The sequence below is a fragment of the Vibrio phycocola genome (assembly GCF_054404255.1).
This window is the reverse complement of the sequence record NZ_JBTAMQ010000001.1, coordinates 457,825-480,469: the sequence shown is the minus strand read 5'-3', so window position 1 is coordinate 480,469 and position 22,645 is coordinate 457,825. Positions and strand designations below refer to the sequence as shown.

22 protein-coding genes are annotated in these 22,645 nt (G+C 41.5%); 1 reads left to right on the top strand and 21 read right to left on the bottom strand.

What is annotated here, in order from left to right:
- Nucleotides 1-9: 9 nt before the first annotated feature.
- From ACXJY6_RS02325 to ACXJY6_RS02295, 7 genes are all read right to left on the bottom strand, one after another.
- Nucleotides 10-1,032 (bottom strand): oxidoreductase, encoded by a 1,023-nt coding sequence (locus ACXJY6_RS02325; protein ID WP_458767216.1) that lies wholly within the window; start codon nucleotides 1,030-1,032, stop codon nucleotides 10-12.
- Between the two features lie 124 nt (nucleotides 1,033-1,156).
- A complete protein-coding gene (locus tag ACXJY6_RS02320; RefSeq protein ID WP_458767215.1) occupies nucleotides 1,157-1,843 on the bottom strand; it encodes an SDR family oxidoreductase in 687 nt (228 codons plus the stop codon).
- 141 nt (nucleotides 1,844-1,984) lie between these two features.
- Nucleotides 1,985-2,902 carry a pseudouridine-5'-phosphate glycosidase gene (locus ACXJY6_RS02315; protein WP_458767214.1) on the bottom strand — a complete coding sequence of 306 codons (918 nt, stop codon included), beginning with the start codon at nucleotides 2,900-2,902 and terminating at the stop codon, nucleotides 1,985-1,987.
- A gap of 2 nt (nucleotides 2,903-2,904) precedes the next feature.
- Nucleotides 2,905-3,990 carry a PfkB family carbohydrate kinase gene (locus ACXJY6_RS02310; protein WP_456051525.1) on the bottom strand — a complete coding sequence of 362 codons (1,086 nt, stop codon included), beginning with the start codon at nucleotides 3,988-3,990 and terminating at the stop codon, nucleotides 2,905-2,907.
- A 188-nt stretch (nucleotides 3,991-4,178) separates the two neighbouring features.
- Complete coding sequence (locus tag ACXJY6_RS02305) at nucleotides 4,179-5,117, bottom strand: carbon-nitrogen hydrolase family protein (protein ID WP_458767213.1); 939 nt, start codon at nucleotides 5,115-5,117, stop codon at nucleotides 4,179-4,181.
- Between the two features lie 10 nt (nucleotides 5,118-5,127).
- Nucleotides 5,128-6,657, bottom strand: coding sequence for a sodium:solute symporter family protein (locus tag ACXJY6_RS02300; RefSeq protein ID WP_456051523.1), 1,530 nt, complete (start codon nucleotides 6,655-6,657; stop codon nucleotides 5,128-5,130).
- Complete coding sequence (locus tag ACXJY6_RS02295; protein WP_458767212.1) at nucleotides 6,654-6,893, bottom strand: hypothetical protein; 240 nt, start codon at nucleotides 6,891-6,893, stop codon at nucleotides 6,654-6,656. Before ACXJY6_RS02295 ends, ACXJY6_RS02300 begins: the two co-directional genes overlap by 4 nt.
- Before the next feature lie 165 nt (nucleotides 6,894-7,058).
- Between ACXJY6_RS02295 and ACXJY6_RS02290 the strand changes: the two genes are divergently transcribed.
- On the top strand, nucleotides 7,059-7,958 hold the full coding sequence (locus ACXJY6_RS02290) for a LysR family transcriptional regulator (protein ID WP_458767211.1): 900 nt from the start codon (nucleotides 7,059-7,061) through the stop codon (nucleotides 7,956-7,958).
- A gap of 145 nt (nucleotides 7,959-8,103) precedes the next feature.
- On the opposite strand, the gene ACXJY6_RS02285 is transcribed toward ACXJY6_RS02290, so the two are convergent.
- From ACXJY6_RS02285 to ACXJY6_RS02220, 14 genes are all read right to left on the bottom strand, one after another.
- Nucleotides 8,104-9,468 carry an aminotransferase class III-fold pyridoxal phosphate-dependent enzyme gene (locus ACXJY6_RS02285; protein WP_458767210.1) on the bottom strand — a complete coding sequence of 455 codons (1,365 nt, stop codon included), beginning with the start codon at nucleotides 9,466-9,468 and terminating at the stop codon, nucleotides 8,104-8,106.
- A complete protein-coding gene (locus ACXJY6_RS02280) occupies nucleotides 9,469-10,236 on the bottom strand; it encodes a carbon-nitrogen hydrolase family protein (protein ID WP_458767208.1) in 768 nt (255 codons plus the stop codon). It lies immediately after the preceding gene.
- Nucleotides 10,237-10,252: 16 nt separating this feature from the next.
- The gene (locus ACXJY6_RS02275; RefSeq protein WP_458767206.1) at nucleotides 10,253-11,278 is read right to left on the bottom strand and encodes an extracellular solute-binding protein; all 1,026 of its coding nucleotides are present in this window, start codon (nucleotides 11,276-11,278) and stop codon (nucleotides 10,253-10,255) included.
- 28 nt (nucleotides 11,279-11,306) lie between these two features.
- A complete protein-coding gene (locus tag ACXJY6_RS02270; protein ID WP_458767421.1) occupies nucleotides 11,307-11,798 on the bottom strand; it encodes an ABC transporter permease in 492 nt (163 codons plus the stop codon).
- 9 nt (nucleotides 11,799-11,807) lie between these two features.
- Nucleotides 11,808-12,125, bottom strand: a complete 318-nt coding sequence (locus tag ACXJY6_RS02265; RefSeq protein ID WP_458767204.1) for an ABC transporter permease — start codon at nucleotides 12,123-12,125, stop codon at nucleotides 11,808-11,810.
- Nucleotides 12,125-13,045 carry an ABC transporter permease gene (locus tag ACXJY6_RS02260; protein ID WP_456051517.1) on the bottom strand — a complete coding sequence of 307 codons (921 nt, stop codon included), beginning with the start codon at nucleotides 13,043-13,045 and terminating at the stop codon, nucleotides 12,125-12,127. The genes ACXJY6_RS02265 and ACXJY6_RS02260 overlap by 1 nt, the downstream gene beginning before the upstream one ends.
- Entirely contained in the window at nucleotides 13,045-14,127 is a 1,083-nt protein-coding gene (locus ACXJY6_RS02255) for an ABC transporter ATP-binding protein (protein ID WP_456051516.1), read from the bottom strand. Before ACXJY6_RS02255 ends, ACXJY6_RS02260 begins: the two co-directional genes overlap by 1 nt.
- Before the next feature lie 234 nt (nucleotides 14,128-14,361).
- The gene (locus ACXJY6_RS02250) at nucleotides 14,362-15,156 is read right to left on the bottom strand and encodes a helix-turn-helix transcriptional regulator (RefSeq protein ID WP_458767201.1); all 795 of its coding nucleotides are present in this window, start codon (nucleotides 15,154-15,156) and stop codon (nucleotides 14,362-14,364) included.
- A gap of 149 nt (nucleotides 15,157-15,305) precedes the next feature.
- A complete protein-coding gene (locus ACXJY6_RS02245) occupies nucleotides 15,306-16,256 on the bottom strand; it encodes a LysR family transcriptional regulator (RefSeq protein WP_458767200.1) in 951 nt (316 codons plus the stop codon).
- A 262-nt stretch (nucleotides 16,257-16,518) separates the two neighbouring features.
- Nucleotides 16,519-17,193, bottom strand: a complete 675-nt coding sequence (locus ACXJY6_RS02240) for a DUF1028 domain-containing protein (RefSeq protein ID WP_456051513.1) — start codon at nucleotides 17,191-17,193, stop codon at nucleotides 16,519-16,521.
- A 13-nt stretch (nucleotides 17,194-17,206) separates the two neighbouring features.
- Nucleotides 17,207-17,626: a RidA family protein gene (locus ACXJY6_RS02235; protein ID WP_456051512.1), complete on the bottom strand. Its 420-nt coding sequence runs from the start codon at nucleotides 17,624-17,626 to the stop codon at nucleotides 17,207-17,209.
- A gap of 52 nt (nucleotides 17,627-17,678) precedes the next feature.
- Nucleotides 17,679-18,935, bottom strand: a complete 1,257-nt coding sequence (locus tag ACXJY6_RS02230) for a flavin-containing monooxygenase (protein WP_458767198.1) — start codon at nucleotides 18,933-18,935, stop codon at nucleotides 17,679-17,681.
- 832 nt (nucleotides 18,936-19,767) lie between these two features.
- Nucleotides 19,768-20,925, bottom strand: coding sequence for an acetylornithine deacetylase (argE, locus tag ACXJY6_RS02225; protein WP_458767197.1), 1,158 nt, complete (start codon nucleotides 20,923-20,925; stop codon nucleotides 19,768-19,770).
- A gap of 100 nt (nucleotides 20,926-21,025) precedes the next feature.
- Nucleotides 21,026-22,636: a GMC family oxidoreductase gene (locus ACXJY6_RS02220; RefSeq protein WP_458767195.1), complete on the bottom strand. Its 1,611-nt coding sequence runs from the start codon at nucleotides 22,634-22,636 to the stop codon at nucleotides 21,026-21,028.
- Nucleotides 22,637-22,645 lie beyond the last annotated feature (9 nt).

Genomic DNA, 22,645 nt, shown 5'->3' with positions numbered 1-22,645 from the left:
TATCTATTTTCACACAAATATCGTTTTGCCTTGTTTACTACTTTGTTCTGCTGATTCGAGTATTTTTAAAACCTTCACCGCATCAGCAGGATCGATTGGGTTTATACCACCAGCGTTGATTGCAGTGGCGATCGCATGGTAATAGTGTTGATAGCAACCAATTTCTGTTTCAATTAAATCAACTGAAGATTCAGAGTAAAGGCTTCCATAATGTTCTTTATTGTCCACACCATAACCTAAATTATCAGGCGCAATGCCGCTTTTTAAATGCTCTTCTTGAGGATCGAATCCATATTTAACAAAACTGCCAAGACTCCCCTCAAGTCTAAAACGAGTGTTTGGTGCCGCACAAAATGAGCTAGCATGCAAAACAACTTCAAGGTTTTGATAATGCAGCAGTACATGGAAGTAGTCAGTTGTTTTTGAGCCATCCCTTAACGGCAAACACCTTGCGGTCAAAGCATTAGGCATACCAAAAAGATGAATGGCTTGATCAACCAAGTGAGATCCTAAGTCATACCAGATTCCGGCTCCCGGGCCAGGTTCTTCTCTCCACCTTTGACGAACGATTGGTCGGAAACGGTCAAAACGAGATTCAAATAGCCTAATTTCTCCTAATGCATTATTTTTCTGCAGTTTTTGTAGCGTTAAAAAATCACCATCCCAGCGTCTATTATGGAACACGGAGAGGACTAAAGCGTTCTTTTTGGCAAGAATGATCAGTTCTTCAGCTTCTCTACTCGTAGTTACCATTGGTTTTTCGACAACGACATGCACCCCACTTTCTAAGCAAAGCTTTGCCAATGAAAAATGAAATTGATTTGGGGCGGTAATTATCACCAAATCCACTTTTTTACTTGTGATTAATTGTTCCGCTGAATTAAATATGACGACTGATGGGTGTTCTACTTTCAAGATACTCGATTTAGAACTGCTTATGGCTGTCAGAATCATTGACTCGGTGGATTGAATCAATGGAATATGAAATGTATTGGCAGAATTGCCATAACCAATTACGCCTACTCGAATCATGAATTCATGCCTTATTGGAAAATTAGTGGAGTTATAGGTTTTTTATTTCATTGCTATGTGACTAAGTGACCATGTGAGCTCACTGCAACTTATCTTCGGTCGGCTAAAGAATGCCACATGCATGTTACCAAGGAATCTCCGTTCCGTCGTAGTTAAGAAATCGACCGTTATCGTTCTGGTTCAAATTTCCTATTACTTGGGTTAATCCAGCAACACTTTGCGACGCAGTGATTAATGCATTCGGTCCACCCATATCCGTTTGAACCCACCCCGGATGGAGTGCAACGACACAAAAACCATCATCGGAAAGATCAATACTCAAACTTTTCACGACCGAGTTAAGTGCCGCCTTTGAGGAACGATAAAGATACCCTCCTCCGGAACTATTATCAGTCATACTGCCAACCTTGGAAGAGACGAATGCGATGCGTTTAAGCTCGCCTTGTTTTAACAGTGGATAGAGACTTTCGACCAGTTTCAATGGAGCGATAGTATTGATTTCTAGAACTTGACGCCATTCCTCAAGATCGGTGTTGCCAAAACTAACACCTTTAGGACCGTAATAACCGGCGTTATTAATCAAAAGATCCAGCGCGGGAAGCTTGGTTTTGAGTGCGCTAACTTGTTCGTAATCGGTCACCTCGAGTAAGTGACAACAGAGAGATGGATTGGATTGTTCAAGTTGGAGAAGCTCAGTTGCGCTCGCTTCTGAACGATACGTTGCGTGCACTTCATAACCTAGTGTGAGGTAATGCTGAACCAGAGCAAAGCCAATTCCTCGATTTGCGCCAGTAATAAGAACCGTAGACATATTCTTTACTCCTGTGTTTCTGCGTGTTCAACCTAGAGGTGATCACACATGTGATCGATATAAGTTTGTCACAAATACATTCTGCAGCAACCGCAGCTGGGAACTGCGGTTGTAACCAAGAAGGATATTAGTATTGATGGCTTAGTTGTTGCAATATTCCTTCGCTATCTCAGCACCTAGTCGAGCGTTATTAAGCACTAATTGAATATTTGAATCTAGGCTATTACCCCCAGTGAGTTCACATACGCGAGCCAATAAGAATGGTGTTGACTCTTTACCCGCAATGCCCTGCTCGTCTGCTTCAGCTAAAGATTGTTCTATAGCATCCGTGATTGTTTCTAATGGCATTGCGTACTCAACAGGAATTGGGTTCGCGACAACCACACCACCATGGAGATTTAATTCCCACTTGGCTTTAAGTGCAGATGCAATAGAGTCAGGGCTGTCTAATCTATAATCTACTGAATGGTCACTTTCTCGGGTATAAAACGCTGGCAGTGAGTCCGTTTGGTAACCCACAATTGGCACGCCTTGTGTTTCCAAGTACTCTCGAGTCAGCCCTAGATCAAGAATCGATTTAGCTCCAGCACATACCACAGCGACATTCGTGTTTGCGAGTTCTTGAAGGTCAGCAGATATATCAAACGTTTCTTGTGCGCCTCGATGTACACCACCGATGCCACCTGTGGCAAAGACTTTAATGCCAGCCATTGCAGCAAGAATCATTGTAGCAGCTACCGTTGTCGCACCATCTTTTTTACCCGCAACCATAAACGGAATGTCGCGTCGGCTTACTTTCGTTACCGAGGTTCCTGCTTTACCAAGATATTCGATTTGCTCTTTTGATAACCCGACTTTTAGACGGCCTTCAATAATTGCAATCGTCGCCGGTACAGCGCCATTTTCGCGGATGGTTTCTTCGACGAGAAGCGCTGTTTCGACATTGCGCGGAAAAGGCATTCCGTGTGAAATGATTGTCGACTCTAACGCTACGACGGCTTTATTATTCGCAAGTGCTTCTGCAACTTCAGGTTGAATATCAAGGTATTGTTCTAACATGTTTATTTCTCCTCAATCAGAGACAATAGCGTCTGCTCTGACATTTCTGAATTAATGGTATCGACTGAAGTGAGCGCTAGATGAGACGCTGCAATGGCAAATCTTATGCTCTGGTCCCAACTCCAGTTTTGTAAATAAGCGTGAACAAGTGCTGCCATCATGGCGTCGCCTGCTCCAGTAACATTCACCACATGAGTCGGGGTGGCGTCCATTAAGGTCTGCTGCGAATTACAGCTTGCTAATACGCCTTTATTACCAAGGCTAATTGCAAGGTGTTTGACCCCTTTTTCATGCAAATCATCCGCTAACTGGCTGACTTCAATAGACTCATTGATAGAATGGCCCGACAGGACTTGTGCTTCGAGTTGATTAGGTTTTAAGAAATCAATTTTATCTAAATAAGGCAAGAGTTTAGTTGCCTTGATCGATGAGACAGGATCAGCAAAAATCGTTTTATTGCCATACTGATTAAACAAATATTCCAACGCTTCTTCACTGAGGTTGGCATCGATAACAAGAACACTTGCACCGGTAATGATTCCCCTTCTCTTGGCAAGCTGCTTAGCGTTTAAGCTCTCTATTAATTGCATGTCATTTAGCGCGACAAGCAACTCACCCTGATCATCGATAATGGACAAATAACTGCTCGATTTTCTATCGGGTAAGATAAGCGAATGGTCGGTGCCGACATTAGAAAGATGGCAAGACTCTTTAAGTTCTTCCCCCCAACTATCACCACCGAACGTACCAATAAACTCAACTTGGCTACCTAAACGAGCTAAATTTTCAGCAATATTTCGTCCAACACCACCGGCACTGGACTCAAATGAACCGGGATTAGAGTCGGCCAACACAATCGATGCATCAGAGCGACCACACAAGTCCATATTTGCACCACCCAGCACAACCGCATAGGGTTCGGAGCAGAGAATGTATCCCTTACCTTTAATAAACCCTTTACGCGTTAGTTGCATGATGTGACCAGCAACAGCGCTTCGGCTTATGCCAATCTGATCAGCAAGCTCCTGCTGAGGGATCAAAGGATTACGCTGTAATATTTCTAAAACTTGTTGTTCTCTATCAGTCATAAAAATAATCGCTCACAAAAATAAAAACAATTGTCCGCATTGCAAACAATTGTTCGATTAGAGCATGCCATTACCGTTATGTAAAGTTTCTACGTTTAGTTTTCGAGAGGATTAGTTTTGGTCATTACAACAAGGATGGAGTTAACCCTTAGCGATAACGCTAAGGGTATACTTATATTGGAAAGATCTTATGTTTGATTGTCGAAAACCACAGCCTGCTTTTTGTTTGTATCAACATTTAGCGATAAAACGTCTGGCCTTGAGTAATGCCCAACCGGGTCGAAATCTATCTTACTTTTTATCAACATTTCTCTATCTAGGTCTGCATATATAATGGCTTTCTTATCGAATATTGGGCCAGCTATGACATCTCCAAGCGGACCAATAACACAGCTACCTCCTCTCATGACGATACTTTCATCATCGTCGGACAGTATGCTTCGGTAATCACTGCCAAACTCTTTACGAGTAATAAACTGACAAGCACTTAATACAAAACAACGCCCCTCCATTGCGATATGTCGCATACTTGACAACCATGTTTCTCGATCGTCGGCCGTCGGTACGCAATATAATTCAACGCCTTGCGCATACATTGCCATCCGAAGAGATGGCATGTAATTCTCCCAGCAAATCACGGCTCCAATCTTACCAATATCGCTATCTACTACGTCAAGTGTAGAACCATCTCCAAACCCCCAAACTAAACGTTCAGCGCCTGTGGGCATTAGTTTCCGGCGAACATTAACGACACCAAGCTTAGGGTCCACAAATACAACGCTACAGTAGAGTGTACTCCCTACTCGCTCAATAATTCCCATAACAACAAAAATGGAATTTTCAGACGATGCAACGACAACCTTTGTCATTTCCTCACCATCTAATTCAACCGCCCCTTCAAAATATCGATAGAAATCATTTCTACCTTCAGGAAGTCGAGTACCAACTGGAGCATCAAACGTTAGACCTTTAGGGTAAGTGCCTATAAATGCTTCAGGAAATACCACCAATTCGGCACCATTCTCGGCACATTCTTCAATTAGTTGAACTGATTTATCTGCTGTTTTTTCAGAATCAAATGGAACACTACTATCTTGGATAATCGCGACTTTGCAATTCTTGTTCATTATTCATTCCTTATTTTTGGGTCACAACGCTTGTGCTTGCTTCAATAGATCCGACTTCCGTCGTATTGTTCACCATATATTCATCGTACATATCATGGTAATTCACCACCGATTTCTCAGAAACAGGTTGTGTAATCTTACTAACCAATACTGTCACTAATATGTTGATAATAAAGCCAAAAAGACTAGAACCGACAACTAAATTCAAACCTAATAGAGCGGAAAAAATCATAACAACCGAGCCAACTATCAACCCCCAAAATGCACCGGATTCTGTTACTTTTTTGAAATAAAGAATTCCTAACGCACTAGGGACAATTTGAAGCCCTAAACCAAAGCCTAATGAAGCAATAGGTACAAGGAATCCCGTGCCACTTGGTGTTAAAGCAAGCACAAAGACAAAGATGGTTAACAACGCAACCACTAACTTGGTAACACGGACTGTATTTTCTGAGGATAGCGGCTTTTTGCGTATTGTATTTACGATATCTTCCGCAACAATACTGGCTGAAGACAGTAGCTGACTATTTATAGTGGAAATCGCGGCAGCCAAAATACCAGCAACAACAAATGCACCCAAAAGTGGTAAATGTGCAGCGAATAATTGTGGCAAAATTGTGTCACTGGTCTTGTCAGTCAAACTAGGTATAACACCAGGAATCATCGCTGCAGTGCCGACAACAAGAGGGATAATGGCCATCATCCATGAGTTCCAAAACGGTGTCATAACCGCAACTTTGCCTAGTACTTCAGCCGAAGATGCCGAATAGTATTTTTGCCACATATGAGGAAGAACCCACGCCCCAAAGCCAAGACCCAGCCATAGTTCAATCATTTTAAGCGGGTTACCAGTGTTAACCATTTTTTCAGGGCTATGAGTAAGTGCATTTTTGAACAAGTCGAAGCCGCCTGCTTTATCCGCACTATATAAAGCAGTAAAAATCAATATAGATGCAAAAAATAACCCCATAAAAGAATCGGTCCAAGCTGTTCCTTTAAAGCCAGCCCAAAGTACGATAACGCCTACCATTAAAGAAGTTACTGTTACCCCGATAACATACGGAATAACCCCATCGGTTAATGTTTCTAAAGCCTGTGCTCCACCACTAATTTGAATCAACATCACCGGAACCAAAGCAGTAATTCCAACCAATGCGACAGCAATCCTCATACGCTTACTGGAATAGTAATGTTCAAACATCTGACCTGGTGTAAAGAAACCAAATTTTTTCCCTGACAACCAAATCCGAGTCCCAAACAACCAGACAAAAATTCCGTGAAAAATCGTCCAGACAGCGAAGCAAGCAAACCAGACTCCACTGCGATAGTAGGTTCCAAATGAACCTAGCAACGTCCAAGTTGAGAAATACGTTGCCCCCATGGACAGCAAAAGAACCATCGTCCCCATATTTCTACCGCCGATGATATAGCTCTCGGTCGTACTTTCTACATTTTTCGACCCCCGACTTGCCAAAAAAGCGACCAATAAAAACAACAATAAAAATGAAATAAGAATCCCGATAGTTAAATAGTGATTCATAGCTCCTCTCCTTGTATTGGCTTATCCGAAAGTTTCTTTATAAAAGGTTTAAAATAGAGGGGATAGATTGCTATCGCACATATTGTTAATACAACATTGCAAATAAGAATTAAGGCTAATGGCATGGGAAGTAAACCAATCAACTCTGCTTCATTGAAATAACCCAAATAGGGTAAGGTAGTCAAAGAGAGAGATAATAATATTGTTAGCCACAAAATTTTCCGTTTTATTTTCATAACAACTCCTTTGTAATTCATTTACAACTTCATATTAAGTTATCATTACTGTTCTGAAAATTAGAAGTTTCCGAACAGCATGTTGCACAAAATGCAACAGCGAGCCATAACAGTGCAAGTCGGGGTCTTTTGTGTCTGATGACTTAATCGGGTAAGGATGTCTAAATGGAAATCACAACAATGAAATACTTCATTGTATTAGCGGAAACACAATCTCTAAGAGAAGCATCAAAATTACTGTATATAAGTCCTTCGGCATTAAGTAGGCAAATTAAAAATTTTGAGCACAACTTTCATTCACCTTTGTTTGAAAGGCGTCCAACAGGCATGTTCTTAACTGAAGAAGGTAAAATTGTTGAACGCCATATACGACGAACAATTCGAGAAGTCGATCTCGCAAAATCTGAAATCGACAAACTTAAAAACCTACTTACGGGTAAAATTAGACTCGCGACGATCGAAGGAGTTGTTGAATCTTGGGTGATGCCCCCAATGAAGGCATTTACTCATCAGCATCCAGATATAAGATGTAAATTAGCGATCTCTGGAAGCCGAGAGGCACATTATAATGTGGTCAATGACCATGCAGATATTGGTATCGCAATGCAACCAATTGATTGCAGCAATATTGATATTATAAAAAGCGTCGATACACCATTAGCCATCACTGGACGATATGATCATGCTCTATCTAAGACTCCAAACCCGACATTAGAATCCATCATCTCTTACCCGTTTGCAGTCTTAGATGGTAGTTTTCATACAACACAGCTGTTTCATCAATTTTTAAAACATAACAACAAAACATTCGAACCTAAATTAGAGTTCAACCAAATCAGCTACATCAAAAACCATATAAAAACATCCGACTATCTTACTATTCTTCCCAACTATGCCATTGAAAATGAGGTTAATAATCAAGAGTTATTTATACTAGAAAATGAAAAGTTGCCCTCGTGTAAGACAATTATTTTTGTTCGGAAAGATAGAAAGTTAACTCATGCAGCAACGCACTTTATTAGTCTTTTGTGTCAAAGTATCAAGACGATGGACAGTTGCACCTAAACGTTAAGCAACGTAAGCAACGATATGAACAGCAGCAGTGGCTTGTTTGATGGTGAATATTGAATACAAATATCTTAGAACTCGTATTTCAGAGAGGCAAAAAATACTCTCCGATAGCACGGAGAGTATTGGAGGTTATAAATAATTAGAGTGACGCACTGACTTCAACAATACTTTGATGAAGGATGCTCGCAATTTCTGTTACTTGCTCTTCACCAAGAATCAACGGTGGCGACAAGATAAGTATGTTACCCAGAGGTCGAGCGATCAGACCACGTTGTTGAGCAGCTTTAGCCACTTTTAACCCAATCATATCTTCTGGGGTGAACGGCTCTTTCGTCGCCTTATCCTTCACAAATTCGATACCGATCATAAAGTGGCTACCACGAACTTCACCGACTAAATCAAGAGACGCTAATCCTTTCAGGGCTTTCTCAAACATTTTACCGGTAACTTGTACTTTTTCTGGTATCCCTTCTTTCTCCATGACTTCAATGTTAGCCAATGCCGCAGCTGATGCTGCAGGGTGACCAGAGTAAGTCATACCATGCAAAAATACTTCTCCAGGACCGGAAATGACTTCATGGATTTCATCAGAAATAATCGTTGCCGACAAAGGTTGATAACCCGAAGTTAAGCCTTTAGCCGTAGTAATAATATCTGGTGTAACGCCAAATACGGCTTCTGAAGCAAAGAAATGTCCTAAGCGACCAAACGCTGTCACAACCTCATCGGAGATATACTTAATGTCATTCTCAGCACATACTTTTGCCATACGAGCATGGTAACCTTCAGGCGGTACGATAACACCACCTGCACCCATGATAGGTTCTGCAATATAAGCCGCGATATTTTCAGCACCAACGTTATGAATATTTTGATTTAAATCGGCGATTAAATGATCTAGGAACTCAGCTTCCGTCATCCCATCACCTTCACGCCAATAGTGTGGACATGCTAAATGATGAACTAATTCAGAGGCACTGTCCCAACCTTTGCTATACGCAGGCGTTGTCATCGCAATCGCAAGGTGAGTAGAACCGTGGTAAGCGCCAACACGACTTAAAATCTTTTTCTTGTTTGGACGACCAAGGCGATTGTTGTAGTGATGCAGCATACGTACAGCGGTATCATTAGCCACTGATCCAGAGTTGCCAAAATGGACATGATTTAAATGACCCGGAGCAAGCTGAGCAATTTTTTCAGCCAATTTTGCCGCTGTTGGGTGAGTAAAGTTATAAAATGTTGAATAATAATCCAGAGTATTGAGCTGGGTATTAATCGCATCAATAATTTCTTTTCTCTTATGTCCAACGTTAACACACCATAATCCACCGATGCCATCAATCAGGCTGTTCCCTTCACTGTCTTTGACAAAGTAGCCATCAGCTTCAGTAATAACCGTGATCGCATCTTTCTGCTTTAACGCATTAAGATCTGCGAATGATTGAACCAGATGTTCATCTGACTTTAAAACCGAAGACGTATCAGTCGCGATGTTCATATCCATTTATTTAACCTCTAAATAATCATTAAGCTGCGTTGAAGAAATGTTCTTCGCTGCGTGTCGTGTATCGAGATCGACGATGACAAGTGCTGGTGTAGAGCCCACCATCGCCATTGGGGCAGAATCAGAACTGGCAATCATAGAAAGTCCTGCATAATCCAATCCTGCTTCTGATCCACAGTAGTTTGCGTAAACGATGGTGACGCCCATCTCAGCGGCTCTAGCGGGAACCAATGTCTGTGAGACATATTCATACCCTGTTGGGTTCGCTGTCGGAACAAAAATCAACGTTACACCCATTTCCGCTAACTCACGACAATGCTGAGGGAATTCGATGTCATAGCAGATAAGTAACGCAGCTTTCTCACCATTCCAGTCAAAAGTTTGATAAGAATCACCAGGTATAAAGCTGGCTTTTTCCATCTCACCAAATAACTGAATTTTTCTATAATTCGCTAATTGAGTACCGTTCTTATCTAAGCAAATTGCTGAGTTATATACGGTGTTGTCACTGGACTCTGCCCAGCCTAATGTCAATCCACAGCCATATTTTTTTACTAACGCTGTAAGCCTATTGATCCAATCGCCATCGATAGATTGAGCGAGTTCTTGGTGCAGATCGGGACGATTATATCCAGGTAAATAAAGTTCTGGAAATACCACCATTTCGGCGCCAGCTTCAGCTGCTGCACGAAGGTTAGTTTCGATTGTGGTAAAACCACTTTCGATATCCCCATCAATAGGTAAGGCTTGGCAAAGTCCAATTTTCATTAAATTACTCTTCTACTTATTTTCTTAAACGTGTCCAAATAGCGTCATACGTTTTCTGAACGTCTTCAGAACAAACTTCGATAAACGTTCCTTTTGAACCTGCTGGTGGGTGTGCTTCTGGCAAAGTTTTAATTGCTTCATCCAAGTAAGGTTCAGTACCTTTCACGCCAGAGGCATATTGAGCGTAGTTAGTTAACGCTGCTGCATTTTCTGGAACAAGTAGGAAGTTCATAAATTTCAACGCGTTTTCGCGGTTAGGAGCGTCTTTTAGTAATACTAAGTTGTCCATCCACACTATGTAGCCTTCTTTCGGGAATGCATACTCGATATCCGCACCTTCAGAACGTGCGCGTGCTGACATTCCAGACCAAATCATTCCGACCGTTGCGTCACCAGATACCAACACGTCTTTAGCAATATCAGAACCAAATGATGCCCAATCTTTTTTCGCATCGTTCACAAGCTTACTTAACGCTTTAAGTTGCTCTTTGTCGCTACTACATTGTGGGATGCCTAAGTGAATTGACGCTAAACCTAATGTTTCACCCGCAGTATCAAGAACGTTAATCTTTCCTTTCAATTCTTCAGGTGGATCGAACAGAATAGAGGTCGAGTCGATAGGTCCTTTATAAAGGTCTCGATTCACTGAAAACGACGTCGTACCCCATTGATAAGGAATAGAACTGGTTCGGCCTGGATCAAATGAAACGTCAAGCCATTGCTCTTCGATATTGGAGAAGTTAGAAAGCTCTGATGGTTCAAAAGTATCTAACATACCTTCGCCTTTCATTATCTTCACCATGTAATCACCCGGTACAGCAAGGTCATAACTCCCAAGCTTGCCGGCTTTGAGTGACGCGAGTAATGCTTCATTACTGTCAAACGTATCCATGGTTACTTTAACATCATGCTCTTTAGAAAATTTATCAATCAACTCTTGTGGCATGTACTCAAACCAGTTGTAGAGTGATAAATTTCCTGCCGCTTGTGCGTTCGCAGAAAGAGCGAGTAATATAATGGATGCTATCGTACGTTTTTTCATAGTCTTTCTTCCTTGTAATAATTCCGAGTTATGATTCCGATGGATGTTCTTGGCCAGACCGGCCGACAATCCACGATAGGGTGACAAAAATAATTGATACAAAAAGCATAAGGGTTGAAATCGCCATAATGTTTGGCTTTATCCCTTGTTTAACCGAACCAAAGATTACGGTTGGTAGTGTTTCGATACCCGCTCCTTTAACGAAGTTGGTAATCAAAAAATCGTCTAGCGATATGATGAACGCGAGAAGGAAACCAGAAAGAACGCCCGGCATCATTATCGGTAAAAGTACCTTCTTGAAAGCATCTCTTGGTGTCGCATAGAGATCCATCGCAGCTTGTTCATACATTGGTGGAATCGTCTGCATTCGAGCTGATATTGGTAGATATGCAAACGGTATACAAAATATGGTGTGCGCGATAAGGATGGTTAATACTCCACCATTAAATCCGATGGCTGAAAAGAACACCAAACTCGCAACTGCGGTCACCACTTCTGGAACCATTAACGGTAAGTTAATCAGTGCAAATCAAGTAACCTTCCCTCTGAATGATCCGCCTCTCGTCATTGCCACAGCCGCAGCCAAAGCAATCATGGTAGCAATACTCGCCGCACAGATAGCGATGACCAAGGAGTTAATAGCCGCCTGTTCAAACTTCCCAGATTCAGGGCCGGTAAAGACATCCATATACCAGTTAAGTGACCATCCACCCCAGTTTGTTATCGACGATGAAGCGTTAAATGAGTAAATCGCAACAACGATAAGCGGCGTATATAGAATTACCAAACACAGAACAGTAATTGCGCGAAAACCGGTAAATTTTCTTAAATCAGTTACTTGAGTCATTAGTTACTCTCCTTATGCTGATTTCTCGCGTAAACAAACAGAACTGCCATAACGATGGTCAACAAAATCATTGATATTGCCGCGCCAAATGGCCAGTTTCCTGCGGAGCCTTTAAACTGCTCTTCGATAAGAGAACCAATCATAAAGTTCTTGGCACCACCTAAAAGATCCGGTGCGAGGAACGCGCCTAAAGAGGGAACAAAAACCAAGATACAGCCAGCAATGATTCCAGGTTTCACGACAGGAAGAATAACTAAACGCAATGTGGTCCACGCGCCGGCATAAAGGTCGGCAGCGGCTTCAGACAAACTAAAGTCGTATCGTTCAACCGAGGCGTAAATCGGTAAAACCATAAAAGGTAAGTAGCTATAAAATAGTCCTAGCTGAACCGCAATATCAGTATTAATTAAGCCAAGCGGTTCAGATATCGTGCCAGTCCAAAGTAAAAACTCATTAAGTGGTCCACTATCACGAATCAGGAACTTCATCGATACTGTGCGAATGAGTAGATTCACCCAGTATGGAATCGTGACTAGAAACAGCCATATCGCACGGCTTTTTTCATCACGAGTGGCAATAAACCACGCCGTTGGAAAACCAATCACCAGACATAAAAGTGTTGCCATTCCCGCTTGGTAAATAGAGCGAAGGAATATGTTGATGTATGTCCACTCAACAACAGGAGGCTCATCACCAAACAAGCCGCGATCAAGAAAGAATTGATCGTAGGAAGCAAACGAAAACTCCCAAATAACACCACCACGGAATTCTTTCGTAAGGAAAGAGTAGACACCCATCATAAGCACAGGAAGTAATAGGAAAAAACCAATCATCACCCATGAAGGAAGCATCAAGCGAAATGCATGACCTTTATAAATATCCGATGAGATATTCGCGCCGAGCGACGCACCCGCAGCCATTAATCTATCAACAGGCTAGCGGCACCTGCCTCCAGTTTTAGACCAATAACATCACCGGTCTGAGGGATTGTAACTGAAGCTGAGTTCTGAATTCGAACCGTGATGTCTTCATCATCAACCAGTTTTAACTCTATGTGTGTATCCGTTCCGAGGTAAACTTGACCAGTTACAGTGCCTTTAAGATCCCCCGCTTCCGGTGAGCAAAAACTGATGCGCTCAGGTCTAACCGATAGGTGCCCTTTACCTGGATTCACTTTGGCAGCAGCAGGACAAGAAAATGGGTGACCGCCCGGTAAATGAATTTGTGCAATACCATCGGTTACCGAGAGGACTTCAACATCGAGTAAATTGGTTTCTCCGATAAAGTCTGCCACAAATCGATTAATCGGTGTTTCATAGATCTCTTTTGGCGTACCCACTTGCTGAACGTAACCATTCGACATTACCGCAATGCGATCCGACATGGTTAACGCTTCTTCTTGGTCATGAGTGACAAAGACAAACGCAATACCCGTTTCTCTTTGGATCTTTTTAAGTTGAACACGTACAGCTTGACGAAGTTTTAGATCCAATGCAGAGAGTGGTTCATCAAGAAGCAAGACTTTAGGACGTGGCGCTAATGCTCGTGCTAACGCAACCCTTTGCTGTTGTCCGCCAGATAACTGTGAAGGTTTTCGTGTCGCATGCTCATCAAGTTGAACCAATTTCAACATATCATCAGCGCGACGAATCGCTTCCTTCTTGGTCCATCCACTGCGTAGCAACCCGAACATAACGTTTTGTTCAACGGTCATATGTGGAAACAGCGCGTATTGTTGAAATACAGTGTTAACTGGGCGTTCATAGGCTTGTAACCCAGTTAAATCTTCATCATTAAGTCGAATATGCCCTTCACTGACATCTTCAAATCCAGCGATGCATCTCAATAACGTGGTTTTGCCACAGCCAGAAGGCCCCAGCAAAGTAAAAAATTCGTTTTCTTTTATGTCTAAAGAAATATTATGCAGTGCGGTAAAAGAACCATAACGTTTAACTACGTTATCAATTCCTACCGAAGCATTTTGTGCAATTTGTGTAATCATGACGCCTTCCCTGATACCCCTCACAATGATAATTTAACTTTATATCACCTGATTTGAGGGGTATATAACCCCAGGGGGGTATGGTATATCAAAAATGGCATTTATTTGATTAAAATCAATATGTTAACAGAACAAGCATGAGAGTTTAGTGACAATTCCATCATCAATAGGTTGAATTTCGGGTATCAATAGTGACCTAGAAATAACGAGGAAGATAAATATAAATTTAGCGGGCTACAGAGTAGAAAATATCGGCATTAACAAGGCAAATAATTCAGCTTGAGAGCTGATGCTGCATTTGGCGTACAGTTGTTTACGAAATACCTTAACGGTTTCCTTACTAATATCGAGATTAAGTGAAATAGAAAGTGAAGAATGACCTTGCAAGATATAGAACGCCACTTCAGCCTGTCGAGGACTTAACGCAATGTTATGTTTTTCAATCAACACACTTCTCAGGCGATCAGTAACAGGAGGGAGAGCAATATTTTTTCCTTCTTTGGGTTCATAATTTCCCCAGTGCTGCTCACATAGTGCAGACAACAAAGATTCTAACGACTTCAAATACTCAATTTCAGATTTGCAGTAGAGTAGCTGACTTGTTTTATCGCGACCAAAACAGGCCGTTAGCGTTGTCTCATGCCCTAAACGCGCAAACAGAGCGAGCTCATCAATGAGATTCGTATCTTGGTAATATTCACGATAATAACTGGTGTGTTTAAACTGATCAGGCGCCATATCGAAAATGTCGTGAATGCCAGATTGAATGCCACTGCGTACCGCATGGTAAAACGGGTCGAGTAAATAAGCCCCGCTAAGATAATGCGTCTGCATCTTCCGGTAGACCGTAGGGTCCTTTGATTCACGGTACAGCTCTTCAGGGTTGTGGTCTTTATGATAAACAAGAATAATCAAATTATCACAGGCAATAACTTTACCGAAGAAATGATGAAGTGCTTCAGGAAAATGTTCTTTGCCCAGAGAACGCACCAGTTGGGCAAGAGCCTTGTCATGTTTTTTCTCTAACATATTGACCTTAAACTTCTTCCTTCAACCAAACAAACACGGCAGATAATATCAACAGGGTAACTTACATTCACAAAAAACACGACTCTCGAAGTCGTCTCTTTTTGAACCATTATAGCGTGTGCGTTAGACCAGAGTTCCTAACAACATAGTTAGGTAGGTTCCGCTGTTTTCGTTAGATCTAATTGTTCAGGAATAAGTATACCGGATGCGAAGTCTTCTAACACTTTAAAAAATGCTTCCCCTGCCGGAGTCAATTGCTGTTGCTTTAATTTCACAATGCCCATTGTTAGAGGCATAAGATCCCCTTCCAATGGAATCGACGCAAACTTGGTTCCATCAAGTGCAATGTTACTGTGAACCGGAGTATTGAAGATAGAATACCCAAAGCCATTTGCAACCATTCCCCTTACCATGCCTAGTGAATGTGCATGATACCCAACAGTTGGCTTGGTACCTTGAGATAAAAATAGGGAGTGGAAATATTCTCGACTGACGGGCCAATCGAGCATCACCATCGGATAATTAGCTAACTCTTTTATCGAAACGCCTTTCTTTTTGGCTAAAGGATGGTCAAGTTCGCAAACCACGTAAGGCGGTAAGCTAATCAGCGGGATAAATTCAACAATGGAAGGCAGTTGCATATCGTAGGTTATTGCAAATTCATATTTGCTCGTGATTAACCCTTCAAGTAAATCGCGTTGATGCTTTTCATCACATTGAACCGTTACGGCTGGATATTTCTCAACGAACTCTTTAAGCATTGCAGGCATCATCAACGAGGTGAACGTAGGAAAACCAACTATCCGTAGTGATCCTGATATTTCGGTTCCCAACGAACTGACGAACTGAGAAAGATCCTCAGCACCCTGTAGCAGGGCTTTCGCTTTATGATAAAACTCCGCACCTTGACTAGTTAGGGCTAACCCTTGAGCGTGATGGCGAATAAACAACTTCAACCCGGTAACATCTTCGAGATGATGAATGGCGCACGAGATTGATGGTTGAGAAACAAATAGCACCTCCGCAGCCTTGGTGACACTGCTATGTTCTCCAGCTGCAACGAAATACGTGAGTTGTTTCAATGTGAATTTATTTGCCATTTTTCATCTCGATTGTTGCATTTATGTTGTGGTTATTAGAAAAGTGTACTGAATTAATTAATCAAATACAAAGCATACTTTAGTTTAATAAAACTAATTCATAGCCACAGAATATGTATAAATTACAAATCTTATTATTTATCAATAACAGACAAGATCGCCATAAATTTAGCTTCAAACACACAATCGCCTTATTTCCTCAAGAAAATAAGGCGATGAAATTAGTCAGGTTGAGAGCGAAACCTATGGCTTGTTACAGCCTTTACTCATCTCCAGGAACACCATAACTTGCGGCAGAATCTGGAGATTCAGCACGTAAGATATAGTCTTTGATCTGAGGGCTATAAACATCCAATAGTGTTCCAAGTTCTTCTATCGGTAGGTCATTCCAATCAACACGAAGATCCACAATAGGCCAATTCTGATCACCATAGACTTTGAGTCCAGCTGACTTAACCGGCCCTGCTTCACCGCCATTATCAACACCCGCTTGCAGAGAAAGTAATAAGCGTTCTGGTAAACTTAATTGTTCATTTGCTTCAAAAAAGTCAACCATAGCTTGAGGAACAGAGGTATTGTCTAACAGGTTACCCATTGCAATGCATGAGTCCCCTATCGCTTCTCCAACGTTTCCTAAAGCATTTGCACCGCTGTAAACAACACTCTCGTTCTTTCCATCAAGAATACCCAGTTGGCGATACTCAATATGCTGCTCCGAACGGCGCAAGATATCTAACGCTTGTTGAGGTGTATTTCCGAGCTCCAACTGCTCTAGACCTAGAGGCCCAAGATCTGGGTTAGTGATATTCTGAGTTAAAACAACACCAACTTTTGACTTAGCAAATGCACATCGGCTTGCAACACTGATACTTGATGATGAAATAGCAGTACCAAACATCCCAGTTTTCTTACAAAAACCCGCAATGGAAAATGTCATTATTGATTCCTTTCTAATTCGCTTCTTCTGGCAATACGGCGATAACGTCAATTTCCATTAACCACTCAGGCTGAGCAAGTCCAGCAACGACCAACCCTGTAGAAATTGGGAATACGCCTTTTAGCCACTTACCAACTTCTTTGTATACTGGCTCTCTGAATCGAGGGTCAGTGATATACGTGGTTGTTTTAACTATATGACTCAAATCAGAACCACATTCCTCAAGCAACTGTTTTACATTTTTCATCGCTTGCTCTGCTTGCTTTTGTGGGTCACCGAGTCCAACAAGATTACCCTCAAAGTCAGTGCCAATTTGGCCACGAACATAGATGGTATTACCCGCAACAACTGCTTGGCACAGATCGTTGTCTAAAGACTGAGTTGGATAAGTTTCTTTCGTATTAAACATACGAATACGTTTATGAGTCGGCATACAGGTTCCTATTGTTCAATAATTAAATTATGGTGCTAGGTCTTAGCAACCATTACTTCTTTTCATATCGATGATATTTATTTTGCGTCCCGATATGATCAGCAACATATTTCGCATCATGCCAACAACCCCAGATAAACGTCGAACCACGACGAGATAACCAAGGTAAACCGACAAAATACATACCAGGTGCAGCGGTAACACCACGTTGATGTATCGGCGCTCCATTTTCAGAAATCACGTCTACATCGAGCCAGCTATAATCAGATTTAAAGCCAGTTGCCCAAATAATCGTAGTAATACCTTTCGCTGCAAGGTCGACTTCAAGAAGCGGGTTTAGCATACATTCAGGTGTTGCTACCTCACGTCTTGCTTCCGGCTCTTCTGGAAGATCCAAACCGTGCTTTTTAATATACGCATCAGCAGCATCAAGTAAAGAGAGATAGTTTTTATCACCGTTGTTAACGTTAGTCACTAGATCTTGACCAACATAAATCTTGCCGTTTTCATAAGACTCCGTGCGGCCTAACAACGTAATTCCATCATGAGCGAGCTGACGAAAATCTATCGTGATTCCTTCATGTGCACCACTTACTGCGATAGTAACGTGCTCTGTACCAGGTTCAACAGCAGGTGCATCCCATAAGCCGAGCACGCCAAGCCACCAAACGAAATCTCTGCCACGGTAGGCGCGTGGTGGGCGATCATGTGGTCCTACAGACAGATAAACATCTTTCCCTGCTCGGTTAAGTTCATCTGCTATTTGAACACCTGATGAACCCGCACCGACAACAAGCACACCGCCGTCATTTAGCTGGCCTGGGTTAAAATATTGAGACGAATGAATCTGAGATACTGACTCAGACTCCGGCATGATTGGCGGAATCGATGGATATTGAAACGGTCCAGTCGCGCAAACAATATGCTTGGCTTTAATCACACCTTTGCTCGTTTCAACGGTATAACCTAGATCTTCTTCAAGCGGAGACACTCGGTTAACTTCAACACCGGTATAAACAGGTAATTGGAATTTTTCAACATACTCGACGAAGTAAGATGCAACACGTTCTTTAGATGGAAACGCATCTTGGTCGATATCATCAAAATTCAAGTTTGGGAAACGGTCATGCCATGCTGGACCGTTTGCTACCAATGAATCCCATCGTTGCGATCGCCATCTTTCTGCTATACGATTTTTTTCAATAACAACGTGATTGATATCAAGAGCTGTTAGGTGTTCACTTGTTGCAATGCCAGCTTGTCCGGCACCAATAACAACGGTATCAACTTCTAGATTGTGTAAGTCCATTTTTGTCACCTTTTTTAACTTCCATTTTTGTTAGTACTGAGAGTAAAAGAAGATATTTAATCAATAAAATATGATTAACTAATTCTCTACATCGAAAAATATTATCCAACAGGATAAATTCAATAAATTCATGCGTTTTCAATTCCAATATAATCATCAAAAAGGTGATTTATCGGAATAGTAAATATATTTAAGTTATCAAATTAAAATGATAACTTGCATCAATCGTGTTCATTTTATTAGCGATTAAATTATTCTATAAAAATAAATTTTACGTAATATCTATATTATAGATAGAATACACAATAATTATTATAAACATACCGAGAAATAACCTAGCCTATTAAGTTATAAGCCCTAGAAAATTCAGAGCACTTCCTATTCTGCGCGCGATATATACCGTTTACGAAATTCGCCATGCATTTTCTCGCAGAAGTTAGTTCGTATTTTCACAAGTGTAACGTCAGACACATACACAGCAGAGAGCTCCGAGAATTTTAGAAAATCTCGAAGAGAGCATTAGACTCATAAAGTGTCAAAAAAATCGCCCATTAAATAATCAACTCTTATTAAAAATAAGCATTAATTATTATTCACACTATGAATAATAACATTCTAATCATTATTATCAGTCATTTTAAAAATTCCCAATAACCATTAGAATGCTATTAAAACAAAGAACAAAACATCGCTTTTGCAAAAATATGTATAAATAATTAAAATATATAAAATTAATTAGCTATTAAATATAGATTTAATTTCAGTAAAAATATCCACTTGTGTGATGTTATTGTACTGTTTTTGATAACGCTATATGGCTTTAGATAAAATTTTATTCACTCAGAGAAAGAATAAGCCGTTCTAAAAATATCTCCGATTTCGTTATCTGTTCAAGATGGATATATTCATTTGGTTTATGTCCCTGTTCCATATTTCCAGGTCCACATACAACCGTTGGCACGCCAAGCCTTTCACTAAACAAGCCCCCTTCGGTTCCAAAATTTATCTGTCCCTCTTCAGCGTCATCGACCAAGCTTTTTAAGTAACTCAAGATGTCTTGGTCTTCGGTTTTCGCCAATCCGGGGTATTCTGTGAGCATCTCTATTTCAATATTGGCTTCGGGAGAGACACCTTGAATATCTTCAATTAACTCTTGGACGTATTGGGTAAAGGCCTGAAAAAACACTTTCGGGTCATCAGCGGCAATATTTCGTATTTCAAAGTCAAATTGACAATGTTTCGGTACAATATTAAGCGCGGTACCACCATGCACAGTGCCAGTATGAATAGTGCTATAGGGAATTTCATAATCGTCGTTGAATGGACCATTGTGTTTCTTGTCGTTCGCGGCATCTTCTAACCAGTTAATCATTCGAGCAGCAATATTAACTGCATTAACCCCATAAGGTGCCATACCAGAATGACACTCTTTGCCCGTGACAATCACTCGTGCAGCTAACTTACCTTTATGAGACGTGACCAATTTCATATCGGTCGGTTCACCTACAATACACGCTGCAGGTTTAACGTCCATATGGCGAAATTGCTCAATAAGGCTACGCACCCCTAAACAACCGATTTCTTCGTCATAAGAAAAGGCTAAGTGGATTGGTTTTTTTAATGAAGCGTTGACCATAGAGGGAACGCTCGACAAAACGACAGCGACGAATGACTTCATATCTGTCGTTCCCCTGCCGTACGCTTTGTCATCTTTGAAGGTTAGCGTATAAGGATCTGTATCCCATTGTTGCCCAGTAACTGGAACCGTATCAGTATGACCAGACAGCATAACACCTGGTTTATCTATTGGGCCGATAACGGCATGTAAATTAGCCTTGGTTCGTTCATCATTGTAATCAAGACCTGACTCTACGCCATACTCTAGAAGAAACGCTTGAACAAACTCCATTAACGCTAAGTTAGATAATTTACTTGTCGTATCAAACCCTATCAGAGTTTCCAGTGTTTTCAATGTCAACTGACTAGCCATTTGTTTACCTGTTTACCTATTTGTTTTTTGGTTAACGCTTATACTGATAATTAAAGTTACTAATGATTCAAGTTACTAACGCTCTCAGTGGCTACAGAGTTTACGCTGCCACGGTCTGTGAAGGCGTTTTTATAAAATCCGCAGCTCGTTCGCCGATCATAATACAAACAGCATTGGTGTTACCGCTTACCAGTGTTGGCATTATCGCAGCATCAGCCACTCGTAATCCCGCTATACCATGAACTTTTAATTCAGGACAAACGACAGATTGAGCATCCGTTCCCATCTTACACGTTCCCACTGGGTGGAAGACTGTAGCGCCGTACTCTTTAACATACTCAAGTAACTGCTCATCAGTCGTGCAATCTTTACCAGGAAGCATTTCTGTCCCACGAGCGCCATCAAATTCCGAATCAGCGAGTATCTTACGAGCACAACGAATGCCTTCAATAAGCACTTTTGCATCGTCTTCATTTGATAGGAAATTATAATCTAACAACAGATCTTGTTCAGGCGTAATAGATACAAAGCCAATACTTTTAGGTCTCAACACACAAGTATGCACCGCATATCCATGTCCCCATTCAAATAAGCGGCCTCTGTGACTACGGTAGCCCGGCACGAAATGGAACTGAACATCTGGACGATCTTCACTTACCGTAGATGCAAATCCGCCAGCTTCAACGTAGTTTGTCGTCATCCATCCTTTTCGATTAAAGACATAACGAAAAGGAGAAGTTAAGATCTGCGGCAAAGCACCTAATGAGAAACCAAGTGTCTTACTTGAGTTCGATCGAACCGTCACCAAACCATCAAGATGATCTTGCAAGTTCTGACCGACACCAGGCAACTCGTGCTTTACATGAATTCCCGCTTTTTCTAATTCTTCTCGTGGACCAATCCCCGATTTCATCAGAATAAATGGGCTACCTAGAGCACCCGCACTTAATATTACTTCTTGAGAACAAAATAGTGTCGACTTTGCTTCTCCTTGAGTAATGACGATACCCTTAGCTTGATTTTCTTCGATCAGAACTTTTTCAACATCGACGTTAACCATCACATGTAAGTTTGGTCGTGCTTCAAGAACTGGGCTAACAAACGCTTTGTAGCTCGACTGACGCTTACCTTTAACTTGAGTCACGTTATAGATCCCAGCACCAAGCTGTGCTTCCCCATTAAAATCCGAGTTGTGCTCAAGGCCAAGAGACTTTTTCGCCGCACGCACAAATTGGTGTGAGAATGGGTTTGGATCTTTCGGTTTATCGACGAGTAACTCACCTTCAAAACCATGAAGATTTGATGACTGACCCAGCATGTTTTTTTCTGATTTCTTAAAGAATGGAAGTACGTCATCCCATCCCCAACCTTGCGCACCCGAGTCTTTCCATTGATTGTAATCCGTTTCGTCACCACGAATATAAATCATACTGTTCATAGAAGACGAACCACCTAGCGCTCTTCCTCTTGGACAATGCAACACTCGGTCGTTCATATTTTTCTGTGGTGCGGAATAATAGTTCCAACTGTACTTTTTGCTTTTATAGAGCGTAATGGTACCGGCTGGAATCTGAATTCTCGGAGAATTATCGCGGTCACCCGCTTCAATCAAGCAAACCGTAACATTCGGGTCTTCAGACAATCGACTTGCAATCACGCTTCCTGCGGAACCGGCCCCGACGACAATGTAATCAAATGTGTTCTTTTCCATAGAGCTTCC